The organism is uncultured Xanthomarina sp. (genome assembly GCF_963971605.1).
Taxonomy (GTDB): domain Bacteria; phylum Bacteroidota; class Bacteroidia; order Flavobacteriales; family Flavobacteriaceae; genus Xanthomarina; species Xanthomarina gelatinilytica.
This window is the reverse complement of record NZ_CAXATZ010000049.1, coordinates 1-17,845: the sequence shown is the minus strand read 5'-3', so window position 1 is coordinate 17,845 and position 17,845 is coordinate 1. Positions and strand designations below refer to the sequence as shown.

The following is a 17,845-nucleotide window of genomic DNA, read 5'->3' as shown; positions in this document are numbered from 1 at the left end:
AGTTTTTGTTTCATGCCTCCAGAGAGTTTTCCGGCTCTTCTGTCTTTAAACGGTTCTATCTGTACGTAAATGTCCTTTATTAAATCGTAGTTTTCCTCTATGGTTGTCCCAAAAATGGTCGCAAAGAATTCCAAGTTTTCTTCAACGGTTAAATCTTGATATAAAGAGAACCTTCCAGGCATATACCCAACATGTTTCCTAATGTCTATAAAATCTTTCAACACATCAAAACCAGCAACACTTGCTTGGCCTTTATCGGCTATCAATAAGGTAGTGAGGATTCTAAAAAGCGTTGTTTTTCCTGCTCCATCTGGACCAATGAGCCCAAAAAGCTCATTGGGTTTTACTTCAAAGGAAATATCCTGTAAGGCTTTTACTTCTTTATAAGATTTTGATATGTTTGAAACTGTTATTCCCAAAGCCTTTTAATTTTGTACAATGACTTTAGATTCTAAAACAACCTTAGAGGTAATGGAATTTGAGATAAGACAGGCTTTTTCAGATTTATCGATGATACGTTCTGCACGATCGCGTTGCTTTTCGTCTGAAACAACAACCTCTGGAAATACATGAATTTCACTCATTACAAATTTGCCATCTACTTTTTCCAAAACACCTTTTGATGGACACTTAAAACTGATAAATTCCAATTTTGAATATTCAGCAATGGCTAAAAAAGTGGTCATTAAGCAACTGCTAACAGCTGCTGTAAACAAGTGCTCTGGCGACCAAATATGGGGCATGCCATTTGGGAACTCTGGTGGAGTTGCTACTTCCAAACAGTTGGATTCCTGAGTTTCTTTGTTGTACAATTCCGGTGAACACATGGTGCCTTTTCGGTCTTGTGTCCAAGTGATATCTACTTGATATTCATGTTTTTCCATGGTGTGCTTTGTTAAATTATTTAAAATACCTATTGTAAGCTTCTACATTTTCCTGAATACTGTTTTTTATTTTTGAAGCTTCCTCCAGGTTGTCAACTTCTGAAAGGGCATCAATTTTTTCCATCAATGGAAGTAACCACACATGTAAATTGTCGTGAGATGGTCCTTTCATGGTACATTCTTTTATAACATAGTTTTTGGCTTCTGTAAGTTCTTTTGCTAATTGGTGATAACCCTCCAAGGTGGTTGTTTGTTGGGTCTTTAGGATATCTTTCATTTTTTCAACACCTATATTGGTTTCCTCATTGGCTACCCATTTATTGCCATTGTCCAACTGTATTTCTTCCATCCAGTTGTTGCTAATTGCAGAATGTGCATCATGCGTTTCATGTGACTCATGATTGTCATGCGATACTGTCTCTACTTCTTCTGTATTGTTTTGTTCTGTGTTTTGTGTTTCTTTTTTACTGTTGTTACAACTTGTAAAAAGCAATGCCAAGATGGCAATAGATAAAATTGATTTTTTCATAATATGAATATTTAAAGGGTTGATTTTTAATTGTTGAGCCACATTTCGGCAGGCATGCCTATTTTAAGGCTACCATCGTTCTTAACGGTCACTTTTACGGCATATACCAATGCAACGCGCTCTTCTTTGGTTTGAATGATTTTAGGTGTGAATTCAGCTTCCGAAGCAATCCAGGTAATGGTTCCAGGATAATCTTTCATATCATCCTTATCATCTATTTTTACTGTTACTTCTTCACCAATCTTTAAGTTGGCCAATTGGGTTTCGCTAACATACACACGCAATTCCATATGCTCTAAATCGGCTATTTTGTAAAGAGGTTTCCCAAACGCTGTAATTTCATTAGGTTCGGTATATTTTGTTAGTACTGTTCCTGTAATTGGATTTACGATTTTACATTTTTCTATCTGGTCTTCAATTTGCTTTAATTGAACATCAATGCTTTTTAGTTCATTGACAACAGGCGCATTTTGGATTTCAACACTTCTTATTTGTTGATTTATCACATCTATTTCACCTAATATATCGTCCAATTGTTTTTGGGTTCCAGCATTGTCACGAATCAGGTTTTCTGTTCGCTCTTTATTGGTGTTTGCTGTCTTCAATTTTGCCTTTAAAACAGCAATTTGAGACAACACACCTTTGGATTTGCTGCTAACTACATCCTTGGAGACCAATAACTGTTCGCGTTTTAAAGCTAAAGGAATGGTATCTATATAACCAACAAAAGTGTTTTGTTGCAGTTTGTTGCCTTCTTGAACATCAAACTGCATGAGTTTGCCGTTGTTTTCTGCTGAAACCGTAATTTCTGTTGCTTCAAAATTACCATATCCATCTGCTTTTCCGTTGGATTGACCACAGGAAATAAGTGTCAATATGGCAAAACCTAATATATAGCTGTGTGTATATTTCATTTTTAATGTCCTTGAGTTATATTGTAATTTGCTTTAGCTAATTCCAATTGAATGTTGTGTGTGATAAGCATGATTTCTGCTTCGTATAAATTGGTTAATTCGGTAATGTAAGTAGATGCTGTAATTACACCATGCCTTAATTGAGACTCGGTTGCCAACAGCACATCTTTACGGAGTGTGATGATTTCTGTGTCTATAACAATATGTTCTGCAATCTTGTCTATTTCCTTTTGATATTGATTGAGTTGTATGTTGTTGTTTAGCTGAAAAATCTCGGTTTCGTTATCTACAATATCTTTATTGATTAGCAAAGATTCCCGTTTCTTTTTGTTTGAATTCCAATCAAACACATTCCAATTCAATTTAATGCCAACGGTATAAAAGGGCTCGAAGGAATTGTCCAACATGTTCAATCCCGGATTTCCAATGCCTCCTGTTGCAAAACCAAGTAATTTGGGAATGTTTTCTTTGTGCAAAAGTTGTTCCTGACTTTCTATTTCTTCTTTTTTTAACTGAAACAAGGCCATTTCCGGACGCTGTACAGTAGGCGTGAGACTGATTACAATTTCTGGTTTTTGAAACTCAGTGGAAACATCCAAGGGTTTGCCTATTAATGTAGCTAAGGTTTCTACCAATACAGTTTTGTTGTTGTTTATTTCAGAAAATTGTTGTTGGATTTTTAACAACTCGGCTTCAAGTATTTTATCGGAAGAAGGAAGCATGGAACCATTTTTAATGCCAGATTTCACTTCCTGTAACTTACTTTCCAATTGGGTTTGTTTTGCTTTGAGCAAATCAAAAGATTCATTGTTAAGCAAAATGGAAAAATAGAGCTGGTTTACCTGTTGTTTTAATTGATACAAGGTGACTTCCAGTTCTTTTTGCTGTGTTTTTAACTGTGCTTGTTTTGCTTTGGAAGAAGCCTCTATGGAACCGCCATGATAAATTAATTGATTAACCGATAAGGTTGCTCGATATTGATCGTTGTTTGGAGGCTCAATACCGCTATTTGGTATGGGTACCTGTGTGACATCCGATAGGTATGAGGCCTGCGCATCCAGATGCAACTGTGGTAACTTGGCAGTTTCTATAGCGTCAATTTCCAAATCGTTCTTATTTTCCAATAAAGCTTTTTGTTTTGCCAAAGGGTAATTTTCTGTTACCAAATCATAACAGCGTTCAAGCGTTATTTGCTGTTGAGACCAGCCCATTGTGCTTATTAAAAAGAAAATCAAGATGCTACATGTTGTTTTCATCTTAATGTTGTTTTATGGAATGAATAATAAATTCTGAAACTTCTGTTTTACGTTGCTCCATAAGTTTTTTAAACCCTTGATCGTCTGTTTTAACAAATGCTTTAACCAAAGGTTTTGCAACAAATGGAAATATGTTCAAGGCCAGGATGTTGATAAACAACTGATCGCCTTTGGTTGGTTTCAAGATTCCTTGTTCAACCTCCAGCGCTACTTGTGCCTTAAACTTATCTATGTTCAGGATGCTATTGTTTTCCTGAATATTTTTAATGAAATCAGGATTTCTGTTAAGTTCCTGAATGATGAAATTTGGCAAATAGGGATGCTTAATGATGAATGAAATGTAATTGGAGCTAAAGTTTTTCACTTTATCTTCAATGGAAGAGTTGTCGTTCAAAATTTTATTTAGCTGTGGAGCCAATAAAGAAAAGGCATTTTTAAACACTGCTTCAAAAAGCAATTGTTTGCTTCGGTAATAATAATGTAGCATGGCTTTGTTAATTCCAGCCTTATCTGCAATTTCCTGCATTCTGGCACCATCCATTCCTTTGGTTTGAAAGACGTCTTTAGCAGCCGTTAATATCTGTTCCTCAGTGTTTTTATCTTTAGTCTTTGTCATAATTAACTATAAAGTTTAACCATTTGGTTAGCAAAGATAGCAAATTATTTCAATCGCAAACAGGGTTATGAGATTAATTTTTATTTACTCTATGAATACATGCATTAAATAAAGGGATTTAAGCTGTTTGGAATTACATTAAAGACCTTATTTCAGTTAACATCAATAAATAGTATTTAAAAAGTTTTAAAAATGAGTTATTATTATATTAGCAAAAAAAACAGCTTTATTAAAACAAGTATATTATATATAACACTTTTGATGTTATTTTTTGGTAGTAATCAAACCAAAGCGCAAAACGACACGATATCTGAAAGTAAAATCAATGTGAAGTATACAGATAAAGGCTTTGCATTTAGTACTGCAGACAATAAGTATTTGCTACATATAGAGTCTAGATTACAATTTAGGTTTGCAACACCTAATGACCAAAATCCAGTAACGTTTGATGATTTTCATGAAGGAAAACAAACTACGTTCAAGATTAATAGAGCGCGTTTAAAAATTGGTGGTCATGCCTATAAACCTTGGTTAAAATATTATTTTGAATACGAACTTTCACAAGGTAACTTATTGGATTTTCGAATTATGATTGAACGTTGGGATTTTTTTAAAATCAAGGTTGGTCAATGGAAAACGTACTATAACCGAGAACGTGTAATTTCTTCTGGAAAGCAACAAATGGTGGATCGATCTATTATTAATAGGCCTTTTACTTTAGATAGACAGCAAGGTATTGAATTCTATGGTCGAGTGTTTCCTCAAACCTTGGCAGATTTTACATACCATATATCCATATTGACTGGAGCTGGAAGAGGTGCCACAGAAAATGATGATGGACATTTAATGTATGTGGGACGTTTACAGTGGAACATGTTTGGTAGGGAATTGGAAATGACTGGATCTGATTTAAAATATCACACCAAACCTACTGGCTTGCTTGCTTTGGCAGCAGCTACCAATAGAAGCCCTTACACGCGTTTTTCTCAATCTGGAGGTGGAGAATTATTTGGCTATGAGCAAGGTATTCCAGGACAATATCATGTAAAACAGGCATTGGTGGAAACTGCTTTTAAATATAAAGGCTTTTCTTGGCAAAATGAGTTTCATGTAAAAACTATAGAAGATAATGTAAATGATAATACAAGAAAGCTCTCTGGACATTATTTTCAAGCAGGTTATTTCTTTTCTAATTTGTGGAGTTTTGTTCCAGAACCTCTTGAAATTGCTGGTATTTATACAAAATACAGACCAGATGTTGATATAGACAATAATTACGAAAGAGAATTGGGTATGGTTTTAAATTGGTTTTTTAAGGAACATAGAAACAAATTGTCTATGGAATGTACCAACTTTACGTTTCAAGGTGCTGATGGGCAAAACCCAAGTGAATGGCGATTTCGCTTACAATGGGATATTTCCTTTTAAATGGTGAGCTTGTTGCGTTTTTTAAAACAAATTACAAACCTTGTTTTAAAATGGTATAAACCAACTCTTTGGTTAATTTTTTATCTCCAGTTTTTTTTCTTAAATCATCGAATGAAAACCTAAAATCACAACCTTCTTTATAGGCACTACATCCATAAGCTGTTTTACCTTTAATTACAGTACCTTTTTGGCACTTAGGGCAAGCCAATGTGTCTGGAATAGTTTTTAGCTTTGTTTTCTTAGGTTCCAAAACAAGTTGGAACAGGTCGTTAAACCTCAACAAACCTTCAACTTCTTGACCATCTTTTTTAAATCCTTTTAAATTGACAGTAGATCCTTTTTGGAGCAATCTTAAAAATTGCTTGTCAGATACTTTTTTTTCATAAACCTTAAACGGAAGTATAAACGTACAGCCTTCTTTGTATGCACTGCAACCATAAGCCGATTTTCCTTTTAAAAGGGTTCCCTTTTGACATTTGGGACAGGTTTCTGCTGTCACACCAGCTTTCTTTTTTTGCTCTTTTTTAGCTTGTCGGTGTTTCACTACGGCTACCTGTGAAATGTTCGCTCTGGTGGTTTCGCTTCGTACTTCATAAACCAAATCATCTACCATTTTTTTCATATTGATGATAAACTGACTGGCACTGAATTCCCCTTTTTCTATGTCCTTTAATTGTTTTTCCCACAAACCGGTTAATTCTGCCGATTTCAATAGATCGTTTTGTATGATATCTATTAATGCTATGCCAGTTACTGTTGGTAGAATTTGTTTTTTATTCCGTTTGATATACTGACGCTTAAAAAGCGTTTCAATAATGTTGGCCCTTGTGGAAGGTCTTCCAATACCATTTTCCTTCATTAAATCGCGTAGTTCATCATCATCTACCTGTTTTCCTGCTGTTTCCATAGCACGTAGGAGGGAAGCTTCAGTAAATTGATTAGGTGGTTTGGTTTGTTTTTCTAAAAAACTTGGTTCATGTGGTCCTTTTTCTCCTTTAACAAAGGTTGGTAGTATGTCAGCTTCTTTCTTCTCTTTTTCTGTCACACTGAGCGCAGTCGAAGTGTCAAAAACTTCTCGCCAACCTTTTTTCAGAATTTCTTTTCCTGTGGTTTTAAAGTTAACATCAGCTGCTTGACCTATAACAGTTGTGTTTGAAACCTCACAATCTGGATAGAATACAGCAATAAAACGCTTTACAATTATATCGTAAACCTGTTGCTGATTGTATTGTAAATTGGTTTGAATACCTGTTGGAATAATGGCATGGTGATCTGTTACCTTCTTATCGTTAAAGACTTTAGCCGATTTTTTGATTTTCTTTCCTAAAAGTGGTTGTGTTAAAGTCGCATAATTAGTCAGTTTTTGAAGAATTCCAGCTACTTTAGGATACACATCATTTGGTAAAAAGGTGGTGTCAACTCTTGGATAGGTAACCACTTTCATTTCATATAACTTCTGAACGATTTTTAAAGTGTCATCTGCAGAGAATCCAAACTTCGTATTGCAATACACTTGTAAACCCGTTAAATCAAAGAGTTTTGGTGCATATTCTTTTCCTTTCTTTTTTTCTATTGAAACAATTTCAAAGTCGTGTTCTTTGACTTTGTTAGCCAAAACTTCGCCATCTTCCATCTTGGTAAAACGACCTTCTTCATAAGCAAACAAGGTGTTACGATACATGGTCTGTAATTCCCAATAAGGTTGTGGCTTAAAGTTTTCTATCTCTTTAAAACGGTTGACAACCATAGCAAGCGTAGGCGTTTGCACACGCCCAACAGAAAGTACCTGTTTGTAGCCTCCATGTTTTACCGTATAAAGCCTTGTGGCATTCATTCCCAACAACCAATCACCAATAGCTCTGGAAAAACCGGCATAATACAGGTTATCATACTTTTCAGATGGTTTTAAATTTTCAAAACCTTCTTTAATGGCTTCGGTAGTTAGTGAAGAAATCCACAAACGCTGTACTTTGCCTTTATAGTTGGCCTGATCTAAAACCCAACGTTGTATAAGTTCACCTTCCTGTCCAGCATCACCACAATTTATAACGACTTCAGCTTTATCAAAAAGGCTCTTAACAATTTTAAATTGTTTCTGTATTCCCGAATTGCTAACTACCTTGGTTTTAAATTTTTCTGGAAGCATGGGTAAATTATTTAAATCCCAGCTTTTCCAGTGTGGTTTGTAATCGTTTGGCTCCAGGAGTGTGCACAAATGTCCAAACGTATAAGTTACTGCATAACCATTGCCTTCATAGTAACCATCATGTTTATTATTTGCTCCAAGAACGGAAGCAATTTCTCTGGCAACACTAGGTTTTTCAGCAATGCATACTTTCATTTATTACTTTTTTAGAATGATGCAAAATACATTTTTTTATAAAAAGGATGACCTATAATTCTAATCAATTATGAAATATTTTTAAATAATTCTTGTATGACAATTAACTTAATCGTAATATTGCAATAAATAAATTAATGACATATTATGGGACTCACAAAATCTGAAATATTTACTGAAGAACAGAACAAGCTAGCCTTAGTGGCCAAAGCTTTTGGACATCCAGCTAGAATAGCTATTTTGCAACATTTGTTTAAACTGAATAGCTGTGTTTGTGGCGATTTGGTAAATGAGATAGGATTGGCACAGCCAACCATTTCCCAGCATTTAAAAGAACTAAAAAACTTAGGAATTATAAAAGGAGATATTTCAGGAACCAGTGTTTGCTATTGCATTAATCAAGAGGAATGGCAAAACATAAAACACATGTTCACCCAGTTTTTAGAACAAGAACTAATTGACGACGAAACCTGTTGTTAAAGCATTATAACATTTATTCAATAACTCATTGATATTATGAAACTTTCAGAAATTAAACAACGTTTAAGTACTTTAGAAACCATTGCTTTTAAATTACCAAACGGAACATTGGTTCCAAGTCATTTTCATGTAACAGAAGTTGGGAAAATAGACAAACACTTCATCGATTGTGGAGGAACCGTTAGAAAAGAGTCTGTAATTAATTTCCAATTATGGGAAGAAAACGATTACGACCACAGATTGCATCCAGAGAAATTAGTCCATATTATAGAATTATCTGAAAAAGTTTTAGGACTTGAAGATTTGGAAATAGAAGTAGAATATCAAGGAGAAACTATTGGAAAATACAATTTAGACTTTGATGGCAAACATTTTTTATTAACGAATAAGCAAACAGACTGTTTAGCTAAAGATAAATGTGGTATTCCTGCAGAAAAACCAAAAGTAAAACTTGCAGAACTGCAAAACGCATCTTGTTGTACACCAGAATCTGGTTGTTGTTAATTTTTAAACGATAATAATATATTCAGATGTATAAAACTTTAGTAAATTTTATAGAAACCATAGATGTTTCAAGTATTCCTAAAGAGCGTCAAGAGGTTCTTAATAGTCTAACCGATTTCATTCAAGGAAAAGTTTCTAACAAAGAAGCCATTCGCATAAATTGTATTTGTACGCATAATTCAAGACGCAGTCATTTAACACAGGTTTGGGCTCAGGTTATGGCGTATTATTTTCAAATTAAACAAGTAACCTGTTATTCAGGAGGCACAGAAGCAACAGCTTTATATCCTGTAGTTGCAACAACTTTGGAGGAAACAGGGTTTCAGATTCAGAAATTATCAGAAGGGAATAATCCGGTTTATAGCATGAAGTTTTCAGAAAATGAACATCCAATTATTGGCTTTTCTAAAAAATTTGATGATGTTTTTAATCCGGAAACACAATTTGTAGCCATTATGACTTGTTCTCAGGCAGATGCTGGATGTCCTTTTATAGCTGGAGCTGAAAAACGCATTCCTATAACTTATGAAGATCCTAAAGTATCAGATGGTTCACCAGGCCAAAAAGAAGTTTATTCAAACAGAAGTTTGCAAATTGCAACAGAAATGTTTTATGTTTTTTCTCAAATAAAAAAATAAGATGTCATCAACCAAAAAATTAAGTTTTCTAGATAGTTATTTAACCCTTTGGATTTTTATTGCCATGGGAATTGGAGTAGGACTTGGCTATTTAATGCCATCTATTCCAGATTATATCAATTCTTTTAGTAGTGGAACAACCAATATTCCAATTGCTATTGGACTCATTTTAATGATGTATCCACCTTTAGCAAAAGTGAATTATGCTTTATTACCAAAGATTTTTAAGGATGTAAAAATCTTATCTATTTCCTTGGTTTTAAACTGGATTGTTGGACCTGTTTTAATGTTTATTTTGGCCATTACATTTCTTCAGGATTATCCAGAATACATGGTAGGTTTGATATTGATTGGTCTAGCCAGATGTATTGCTATGGTTTTAGTATGGAACGATTTAGCTGAAGGTAACAGCGAATATGGAGCTGGTTTGGTAGCTTTGAATAGTATTTTTCAAGTGTTTGCTTATAGTTTTTATGCCTGGATTTTTATTACAATATTGCCACCTTATTTTGGTTTTGAAGGAGCCATTGTTGATATTTCTATAGCTACCATCGCTGAAAGTGTAGCTATTTATTTAGGAATTCCATTTTTATTAGGATATTTAAGTAGAAAAATATTAGTGAAATTAAAAGGAGAAATATGGTACAACGAAGTGTTTATTCCTAGAATTTCACCAATAACATTGATTGCCTTATTGTTCACAATTGTAGTCATGTTTTCTTTGAAAGGAGAATTAATAGTTGAAATCCCTATGGATGTTGTCATTATTGCAATTCCATTGTTAATTTACTTCACCTTGATGTTTGTAATTGGCTTTTTTGTTAGTAAAGCCATGGGGGCAACTTACGATAAAAATGCAGCCATTGCCTTTACAGCTGCAGGAAATAACTTCGAATTAGCCATAGCTGTAGCTATTGCGGTGTTTGGTTTGAATTCAGGTCAAGCCTTTGCAGGTGTTATTGGTCCCTTGGTAGAAGTACCAGCTTTAATTCTGTTGGTTCGTGTTGCTTTTTGGTTGCGTAAAAAATACTACGCTTGATACATGTTATTCTATTATCAATTTTTGTCCAATACGCAAAGTGCTGTTGCGTTTCATGTGGTTGCTTTTGCAAATGGCAGTAATACTGGTATTGTTTCTTAAAGAGATTTTGGATAATGTATCCCCTTTTTTTACAATATAAACCTTAGGCTCTCTATTCATGCTTGCTATGGCTTCTTCTTCAGTAGTAAATATCTCCAGTTTGCTTTGGCGTTTGCTACTGTGCAGTTCAGGACGTGTCCAGGTTTTGGTAATCCAAATATCTTTTGCCCTGATCTCATTATTTTCATTGAAATCTAAAAGATACTCTGGGTTTACAGGGATGCCCTTATAATTCATTTCCAAATGTAAATGACTTCCCCTTGCGTTTCCAGATGTGCCACCTTTACCTAAATAAGACCCAGCGACAACCGTATCGTTTTCCTTAACACCATATCTGGATAAATGTGCATAAACGGTTTCCAAGCCATTAAAATGTCTAACCACAACAGTCCTTCCATGTCCTGAACTGTAATTGGCAAACCTAACCACACCATCAAACATGGCGTATAAACTGTCTCCTGTAATCAAATCGATATCAATACCTTTATGGGCTCGACCTTTGCGCCAACCATATCTAGAGGTAATTACTTTGTTCCTTGGAATAGGGGACACATAATTTGTCTCTTTAAATTGGATATGTATGGGATATGCAACCTCAGTATCATAATCTATTTTTATTTTACTGGTATCCCAAAATTCGGAAGTAATATCCATAGTTTCCGTTTCAGTGTGGATGGAGGTTAAATAGGCCTCCAAATCATCTATAAATTGGGTTGATTCTGGTGAGTAGACTTCAGGTGATTTATTTTGTGCGATGGAACTGTAGGTTACACACAAAAATAATAGGGCAAAAACTAACTTCATAAATTATTCATTGTCAAATCATTATTTAATATTTTTGAATGATTTGTCTTAGGGTTAAACTTTTCTTGTCGTCGAAAATAATAAAAACAACGATTAAATGGATTGTGTATTGCAACTCAATGTTGTTTTTTGCTAAACTTTAACATTTTTAATGTTAATGGCTACTTTTTAAATGCCTATTTCGTTCCTAGGAACTTGGTTTTTATGGATTTTGCTTTTTTAGTCTAAACTTTATTTAGAACTTGTAGTTTAAAACATTTATTTTGTCTAACTTTGTAATATTATAAGTTGAACAAAAATTTCTTTACTTAAAACTTGAATAATGTATAAAATAGTATTGATTATGATTAGCCTGATATTTTTTAACAATCTTAAAACCAATAAGTCTATGCAAGCGTCAGCTTCTCTTTATGACATATCCATCAATAGTCTAACAGGCGAACCTATTGATTTAAGTTCTTTTAAAGGGAAAAAAATCCTAATTGTAAACACAGCTTCCGAATGTGGCTTTACAGGACAATACGAAGGTTTACAGGAACTGTATAACACGTACAAAGATAAGTTGGTGGTTATTGGCGTGCCTTGCAATCAGTTTGGTGGTCAGGAACCAGGAACTGCTTCAGAGATTCAGTCTTTTTGTAAGCAGAATTATGGGGTAACTTTCTTAATGACAGAAAAAGTGGATGTTAAAGGAGGGAATCAACATCCATTGTATAAATGGTTAACATCTAAAGAATTAAATGGAGTAAGCAGTTCTTCCGTAAAATGGAATTTTCAAAAATACCTCATTAATGAAAAAGGGAATCTTATAGATTATTATTATTCCATAACCAGCCCAACCAGTACTAAAATAACCAAACATTTAAAATGAAAAAGTACCAACTGGTCATTCTGTTCTTGATCATAAACTTTGCAGCTTTGGGAATTGGAAGTTGGTTCATGGGCAATGGTCCAAGTTCGTCATGGTATTTGGAGCAAAACAAAGCCCCTTGGACTCCTCCAGGCTGGGTTTTTGGTGCAGCTTGGACAACCATTATGATTTGTTTTTCCTTTTACATGGCTCATTTGCTACAATTGAAAAAGCAGACCTTGGTACTCAGTCTTTTTACAGTTCAGTTTCTTTTAAATGTGTCTTGGAATTATGTTTTTTTCAATCAGCATTTAGTGGCATTGGGCTTAATAAACATTGTATTGTTAACACTAGTGGTCACTTATGTTCTGTTTAGGTTCAAAGACGCTTTAAAAACCAAAACCTGGCTGCTTGTTCCGTATGCAGTTTGGCTTTTAATCGCTACCAGTTTAAATGCCTACATCCTTTTTAACAATTAAATATTAATTTTAGTTTCCAATGAATTTCTCCACAAAAGGCAAGGTCTATACCTTATCGTCCAAACAAAAGTTACCCATCAGCTTGGAAGAGGCTTGGCAATTTTTGTCAAGTCCCAAAAACCTGAAAACCATCACGCCAGATTATATGGGATTTCATATTCTTTCAGGAGCAGAGAAACCCATGTTTGCAGGACAAATCATTCAATACATCGTAACACCGGTTTTTGGTATTAAAACCCATTGGGTAACCGAAATTACACATGTGGTTGATAAGACCTATTTTGTGGACGAACAACGTTTTGGCCCTTATGCTTTGTGGCACCACAAACATTTTCTTAGGGAAGTGAAAGGTGGTGTGGAAATGGAAGATGTAATCGACTACAAACTTCCGTTTGGTTTTCTAGGTAGGTGGTTGCATCCTATTTTAGTGAAACCCAAGCTGACCGAAATTTTTAATTATCGCAGTCAAAAACTTTCCGAACTGTTTGGTCAATTCCTGTAAACCCTTAATGTGTCATGGTTCTATTTCATTCACTAAACAACAGCAATCTATCCCAATGGCAAGTTCTTAACGATGTGGTGATGGGAGGTCACTCTCAAGCCAATTTTGGTGTTAACAATCAAGGGTTTGCTGAGTTTTCTGGTCACGTGTCTTTGGAAAACAATGGTGGTTTTTCCAGTGTAAAATATCCATTAAGCCCAATAGATATCACTAACTTTAATAAACTGGTTATAAAAATTAAAGGAGATTCAAATAGGTATCAATTGCGCTTAAAAACCAATAAATTGGATGCGCATAGTTACATAACTTACTTCGAAACCTCTGGTTTATGGCAAGAACTTGAGTTTCTATTTGCTGATTTCTATCCAACGTATCGTGGCAGACGTTTGGAACTCCCAAATTTTCCAGGTGAGCAAATGGAAGAATTGGGTTTTATGATTGCCAATAAGAAAGCACAGGATTTTAAATTGGAAATAGCACAAATACGTATTCTTTAAAAAGTTTATTTCATAAATTCATTTCAAACTTCGCAACTCACAATTTAAGAGTGCATTACATCGATGCTTTTGCATTTTTTTTTCAGTTTATCGTAAAATTTTATAGTTCATAAGATTTTTTATGAAGCAATAGGGCTAAATATATAGTTTTAAGCAAATTATATATGTAAAGCCTTATGAAAAAGCTCTTTTTTATTAGTTGTTTGATAACCGTTTTTGGTTTTAATGACTCTTTAAAAGCACAGGATTCTGCCGATGTTTTAGAAGAAATCCCTTTTGATTACTTGACCAGAAGCCCTCTTTACGATTTTACTGAAAAAAACCTAAACGCTACTGATACTATTCCTGGTTTTGAAACCCAGGAAAACAAATTAAAACTTACAGGAACCATCTATCTTAGTGATGGTGTCACTCCTGCTAAAGGTGTTATTTTGTTTATAGAACAGCCCAATGAAGATGGCGAATACGATTTGCAGTTTGAAAACAACAAACGATTTGTTACACATAGGGCTTGGGTTAAAACCAACGAACAGGGTCAATATACCTTCTATACCTTTATTCCTGGTTCATACAGGCACAGTAAAGAATTGAGACATATTCATCCAGTGGTGAAAGAGGCTGGAAAACCAGAATACAAATTAAATTCCTTGATGTTTGAAGACGATCCATTTTTAACCAAAGCTTGTAGAAAGAAACTCAAGAAAAAAGGGATAGACAGCATCCTCACGACCTTGAAAAAGGAAGATATGTATGTGGCCAACTACAATATTGTTTTAAAATAAAAAAGAAAGACCATTATCTGGTCTTTTTTTTTTAACTCAAGTACATCATAAATTTGTTATTCCTGTGGTTCCACAGGTTCTATAAGTTTTGGTTGATACTTTTCCAAAAGTGCTTTTTGTCTGGCAAGCATTTGTTGGGTCAGTTTGTCAATGTCCATAAAGTCCTGCCCAAAGTCACTGTTAAAAAAATCATCATTAAAAAAGCGTTTGCTAAATAAAGAATCTTTGCTAAATACATCATCAAAACCTTCGTCTTCAAAATGCGAGTAGTGTTTAAAGAATTTCGATTTAAACGATTCCAGCACACTGTCCATGTCTTCGGCACTTAAATCTTTGTATGTTTCGTTGGAAGACCAGGAATAGATGCTGTCGTATTGAATAAGGTTTCCGTTTTCGTCAAACGCTTTATTTACGGTCCAGGAGCCTTTGGGTTGCTTGTTGTTCTGTGCTATCTTTTCTTGACTATCTGTTGTGTTGGAATTGTTATTTTGACCACGACAACCTGTGTGTAACAAACACAGCAACATTAAAAATAGATAAGCTTTCATAACATTTCATTTTTTAAGGGTTTTATTAATAAATTCCTATTGTTTTAGGCTTTGTAAATGCCTCCAGTATCCTTTAGTTTCAACAACTTGTTTTGGTGATAAATACCGGACAGGCGTTCGCCATTTTTATACCAAACACATTCTAAGTAGCTATGGTTGTTTGTAGTTCCAAAAAAGGGATCTTTTTTAACTATGTATTTTAAAACTTCCATTTTCTGGTTGTTGGGTGTCCCTTTAACTTTTACCCAATCTCCAGGTTTAAATTTTCTAGACATCATGGTAAAATAATTTTTTAGGTGAAACATTGGTTTAAACAGCAAACAAACAATGAAAAGCAGAGGCTGTAAGTACAGCCTCAACTTTTATCTTCAACTATTTAGCCTACAAAAATTAAGAAATTTTAATGGATCGGATAGGCTTTTTCTTGGCTTCTTCTTTTTTAGGCAACAGGATGTTAAGAATGCCATCTTGATAGCTGGCGTCAATCTTGTTGTCGTCTACACTTTCTGGAAGTGTAAAAGAAGAATAACCAAACTCTCTTCGGGTATAATTCGCTTCTTTTTCTTCTTTTTCCTCTTTCATTTCTGTTGAAATGGAAAGGGTGTCATTATCTAGGTCTATTTGTAAATCGGATTTTTTAAGACCTGGTATGGCCATTTCCACCACAAATGCATCTGTGGTTTCTTTAATGTTTACCTTTGGCAAAGACATGCCTGTGTTGAAGTTTGAGGTAAATACACTTGGTAAATCTCTATTGAATAGGTCTTCAATCCAATTGGACAAACTTGGGAAGTTTGTATTTGAATTAGTGCTTGCTAAACTTCCATTTTTAGGAACAGTTACTAAAGTGCTCATAATAACAAAAATTTTAAGTTAAACAATAAATCAAAAGTTTCAATCTTAACGATTCTGATAGTTATATTGCAAATAAAATACCAAATAAAAATATGGGAATTTTTTTAACGAATCTTTAAAGATTTGTTGGCTTTTTCGTTAAAAACCTTGTCTAAAAAAAGGTCAAATACTTTTATAATGTCAAATTGACATTTTAAAACTGAAATTTTTACAGTTGCTTGCTGACAATTTTTAATTAAGGAAAACACTTAGCAGCCTGCAGCAAGTGTTACCTGTAACACACCAGAGTTTTGTGTGACTTTAAAAGGAATTTCCTCATAAGTGCAACGGGGTTCTATGGTAAACCTAATAAAGCCTGTGACTTCAAAGTCATCTTTTGTCAATATGTTTAAATTTTGTTTATATAAGGTATTTTCCCTTACCCAATTCACCTTGCCATCTACAAACGGATGGGTATCCATTTCTTCCACCGAACGGGGTATTTCAATAATATCATCGGTCATGCTTAGTTTGTTTGAGTCTTCTATGGTCATGCTGAATTTTCCTTTAAAATCCTTTTTGGCATGTGGAGACACAAAATAAGCATTATCTTTTAAGGTGATGAATAAGTTAAGCTGTTTGGTGCCTGTTTCCGTGGTTTCCATCTTTAAGTCTAAATGATATGGACTGTGGGGATTATAAGGTTCTTTGTATGAGATGGTTTCAAAAGGATTTAATGGTAACATAACTTCAGGGACGGCTGTGTCCTTCATTGCTTGCTGACTGTTGGTGGAACAGTTCAAGCATAAGAGCAAGAAGCAACTTAAAACGATTTTGTTCATTATGTAATTGATTTTAAAATTATTAGCAAGGATAAAATTAGATGAAACATGTTTAAAGAATGTCAAAAAAATGCAAAAGAAGTGTCAACTCTTGTAAAAAGTCATGAAAAATTGAGTTCTTTACACTTGGAATGAAAAAACGAATCTTTTTTATATTAAGTGGCTTAAGTTTGCTGGCGTTTTCTTTTTGGTTTTTGATGTCGTCAGAAGAACCAAACCAGCTGTTTTCACAAAAGGTGAAAGTGGCTTTACGTGCTGTGGGTCATCAACTGTTATTGGCACATGGCGACTCTACATCCTTGGTCATGCCTGTTACATCCTTAACCGAAAACACCTACCAACTTTCTTTTCAAAAACCCTTAAGTTTGGATCCAAGCGCTTTGGTAGTTGTTATCGATTCGGTATTTCAAAAAGCAGAATTGCCTAAAGATTATTTGGTGGAAACGCTTGCCTGTGAAGCCCAGGAGGTAGCTTACAGTTATCAGATAGTCAATCAAGTGGAAAATAATATTGTGCCTTGTGCAGGCAGGATCCTTCCGGAAAACTGTTATGCCATTCATTTAAGTTTTAAGCCTTTAGGTACAAAATTCATAAACAAAGAATATATTTCTTATGCTTTAATGCTATGTGGTTTTGTTTTGTTGTTACTGGGTTTTAAACAGAAAACGCAAGATGAAAAGTCTAAGGCCTTGGATACTCCTGCTTTTGAAACCATAGGCAGTTTCCGGTTTTATCCGGAACAAAATAAATTGGTGAAACAGGCTGAAGAAATCAGTCTTTCCAAAAAAGAATGTGAGCTTCTGGAAATTTTTGTGGCTAAACCCAACCAAGTCATTAAACGTGACGAACTCACTAAAAAAGTGTGGGAAGACCATGGTGTCATTGTAGGTAGGAGTTTGGATACGTACATTTCTAAATTACGTAAAAAACTGGAAGCAGATAGCTCTATTAAAATCACCAATGTTCATGGCGTGGG

The 17,845-nt window shown here is 34.5% G+C and carries 23 protein-coding genes; 11 read left to right on the top strand and 12 right to left on the bottom strand.

What is annotated here, in order from left to right; all coding sequences use genetic code 11:
• The 6 genes from AACY93_RS12845 to AACY93_RS12820 all read right to left on the bottom strand — a co-directional run.
• The coding region (locus AACY93_RS12845) for an ABC transporter ATP-binding protein (protein ID WP_287005769.1) at positions 1-419 on the bottom strand (419 nt) is incomplete at its 3' end.
• 6 nt (positions 420-425) lie between these two features.
• Entirely contained in the window at positions 426-884 is a 459-nt protein-coding gene (locus AACY93_RS12840) for an OsmC family protein (protein ID WP_286854137.1), read from the bottom strand.
• 16 nt (positions 885-900) lie between these two features.
• Positions 901-1,413 (bottom strand): hypothetical protein, encoded by a 513-nt coding sequence (locus tag AACY93_RS12835; protein WP_007649189.1) that lies wholly within the window; start codon positions 1,411-1,413, stop codon positions 901-903.
• Between the two features lie 26 nt (positions 1,414-1,439).
• Complete coding sequence (locus AACY93_RS12830; protein WP_286854139.1) at positions 1,440-2,327, bottom strand: HlyD family efflux transporter periplasmic adaptor subunit; 888 nt, start codon at positions 2,325-2,327, stop codon at positions 1,440-1,442.
• 2 nt (positions 2,328-2,329) lie between these two features.
• A complete protein-coding gene (locus AACY93_RS12825; protein ID WP_286854141.1) occupies positions 2,330-3,583 on the bottom strand; it encodes a TolC family protein in 1,254 nt (417 codons plus the stop codon).
• Position 3,584: 1 nt separating this feature from the next.
• Entirely contained in the window at positions 3,585-4,199 is a 615-nt protein-coding gene (locus AACY93_RS12820; protein ID WP_286854143.1) for a TetR/AcrR family transcriptional regulator, read from the bottom strand.
• Between the two features lie 261 nt (positions 4,200-4,460).
• Between AACY93_RS12820 and AACY93_RS12815 the strand changes: the two genes are divergently transcribed.
• Positions 4,461-5,627: a porin gene (locus AACY93_RS12815; RefSeq protein ID WP_286854221.1), complete on the top strand. Its 1,167-nt coding sequence runs from the start codon at positions 4,461-4,463 to the stop codon at positions 5,625-5,627.
• A 31-nt stretch (positions 5,628-5,658) separates the two neighbouring features.
• Here AACY93_RS12815 and AACY93_RS12810 read toward each other — a convergent pair whose 3' ends face one another.
• A complete protein-coding gene (locus tag AACY93_RS12810) occupies positions 5,659-7,968 on the bottom strand; it encodes a DNA topoisomerase 3 (protein ID WP_286854145.1) in 2,310 nt (769 codons plus the stop codon).
• Between the two features lie 147 nt (positions 7,969-8,115).
• Here AACY93_RS12810 and AACY93_RS12805 point away from each other — a divergent pair, with 147 nt between their 5' ends.
• Genes AACY93_RS12805 through arsB form a run of 4 tightly spaced genes read left to right on the top strand, consistent with a single transcriptional unit; the run spans position 8,116 to position 10,629 of the window.
• Positions 8,116-8,448 (top strand): metalloregulator ArsR/SmtB family transcription factor, encoded by a 333-nt coding sequence (locus AACY93_RS12805; protein WP_286854147.1) that lies wholly within the window; start codon positions 8,116-8,118, stop codon positions 8,446-8,448.
• A gap of 36 nt (positions 8,449-8,484) precedes the next feature.
• Complete coding sequence (locus tag AACY93_RS12800) at positions 8,485-8,952, top strand: DUF6428 family protein (protein WP_286854149.1); 468 nt, start codon at positions 8,485-8,487, stop codon at positions 8,950-8,952.
• 26 nt (positions 8,953-8,978) lie between these two features.
• A complete protein-coding gene (locus AACY93_RS12795; RefSeq protein WP_007649178.1) occupies positions 8,979-9,590 on the top strand; it encodes a hypothetical protein in 612 nt (203 codons plus the stop codon).
• Between the two features lies 1 nt (position 9,591).
• Positions 9,592-10,629: an ACR3 family arsenite efflux transporter gene (arsB, locus tag AACY93_RS12790; RefSeq protein WP_286854152.1), complete on the top strand. Its 1,038-nt coding sequence runs from the start codon at positions 9,592-9,594 to the stop codon at positions 10,627-10,629.
• Between the two features lie 6 nt (positions 10,630-10,635).
• On the opposite strand, the gene AACY93_RS12785 is transcribed toward arsB, so the two are convergent.
• Entirely contained in the window at positions 10,636-11,535 is a 900-nt protein-coding gene (locus AACY93_RS12785) for a peptidoglycan DD-metalloendopeptidase family protein (RefSeq protein ID WP_286854153.1), read from the bottom strand.
• Positions 11,536-11,923: 388 nt separating this feature from the next.
• Here AACY93_RS12785 and AACY93_RS12780 point away from each other — a divergent pair, with 388 nt between their 5' ends.
• The 5 genes from AACY93_RS12780 to AACY93_RS12760 all read left to right on the top strand — a co-directional run bounded on the left by AACY93_RS12780 (position 11,924) and on the right by AACY93_RS12760 (position 14,645).
• A complete protein-coding gene (locus tag AACY93_RS12780) occupies positions 11,924-12,406 on the top strand; it encodes a glutathione peroxidase (protein ID WP_287005773.1) in 483 nt (160 codons plus the stop codon).
• Complete coding sequence (locus tag AACY93_RS12775; protein ID WP_287005774.1) at positions 12,403-12,864, top strand: TspO/MBR family protein; 462 nt, start codon at positions 12,403-12,405, stop codon at positions 12,862-12,864. Before AACY93_RS12780 ends, AACY93_RS12775 begins: the two co-directional genes overlap by 4 nt.
• A 19-nt stretch (positions 12,865-12,883) precedes the next feature.
• Positions 12,884-13,366 (top strand): SRPBCC family protein, encoded by a 483-nt coding sequence (locus AACY93_RS12770; protein WP_287005776.1) that lies wholly within the window; start codon positions 12,884-12,886, stop codon positions 13,364-13,366.
• A 14-nt stretch (positions 13,367-13,380) separates the two neighbouring features.
• Positions 13,381-13,863, top strand: a complete 483-nt coding sequence (locus AACY93_RS12765; RefSeq protein ID WP_287005778.1) for a CIA30 family protein — start codon at positions 13,381-13,383, stop codon at positions 13,861-13,863.
• A 176-nt stretch (positions 13,864-14,039) separates the two neighbouring features.
• Complete coding sequence (locus AACY93_RS12760; protein ID WP_287005780.1) at positions 14,040-14,645, top strand: hypothetical protein; 606 nt, start codon at positions 14,040-14,042, stop codon at positions 14,643-14,645.
• 56 nt (positions 14,646-14,701) lie between these two features.
• On the opposite strand, the gene AACY93_RS12755 is transcribed toward AACY93_RS12760, so the two are convergent.
• The 4 genes from AACY93_RS12755 to AACY93_RS12740 all read right to left on the bottom strand — a co-directional run bounded on the left by AACY93_RS12755 (position 14,702) and on the right by AACY93_RS12740 (position 16,869).
• Positions 14,702-15,193, bottom strand: a complete 492-nt coding sequence (locus tag AACY93_RS12755; RefSeq protein ID WP_287005782.1) for a hypothetical protein — start codon at positions 15,191-15,193, stop codon at positions 14,702-14,704.
• A gap of 44 nt (positions 15,194-15,237) precedes the next feature.
• Positions 15,238-15,471: a hypothetical protein gene (locus AACY93_RS12750; RefSeq protein WP_007649163.1), complete on the bottom strand. Its 234-nt coding sequence runs from the start codon at positions 15,469-15,471 to the stop codon at positions 15,238-15,240.
• Positions 15,472-15,583: 112 nt separating this feature from the next.
• Positions 15,584-16,048 (bottom strand): Hsp20/alpha crystallin family protein, encoded by a 465-nt coding sequence (locus AACY93_RS12745; RefSeq protein ID WP_339612133.1) that lies wholly within the window; start codon positions 16,046-16,048, stop codon positions 15,584-15,586.
• A gap of 248 nt (positions 16,049-16,296) precedes the next feature.
• Positions 16,297-16,869, bottom strand: coding sequence for a hypothetical protein (locus AACY93_RS12740; protein ID WP_040491796.1), 573 nt, complete (start codon positions 16,867-16,869; stop codon positions 16,297-16,299).
• 131 nt (positions 16,870-17,000) lie between these two features.
• Between AACY93_RS12740 and AACY93_RS12735 the strand changes: the two genes are divergently transcribed.
• The coding region (locus AACY93_RS12735) for a winged helix-turn-helix domain-containing protein (protein ID WP_339612132.1) at positions 17,001-17,845 on the top strand (845 nt) is incomplete at its 3' end.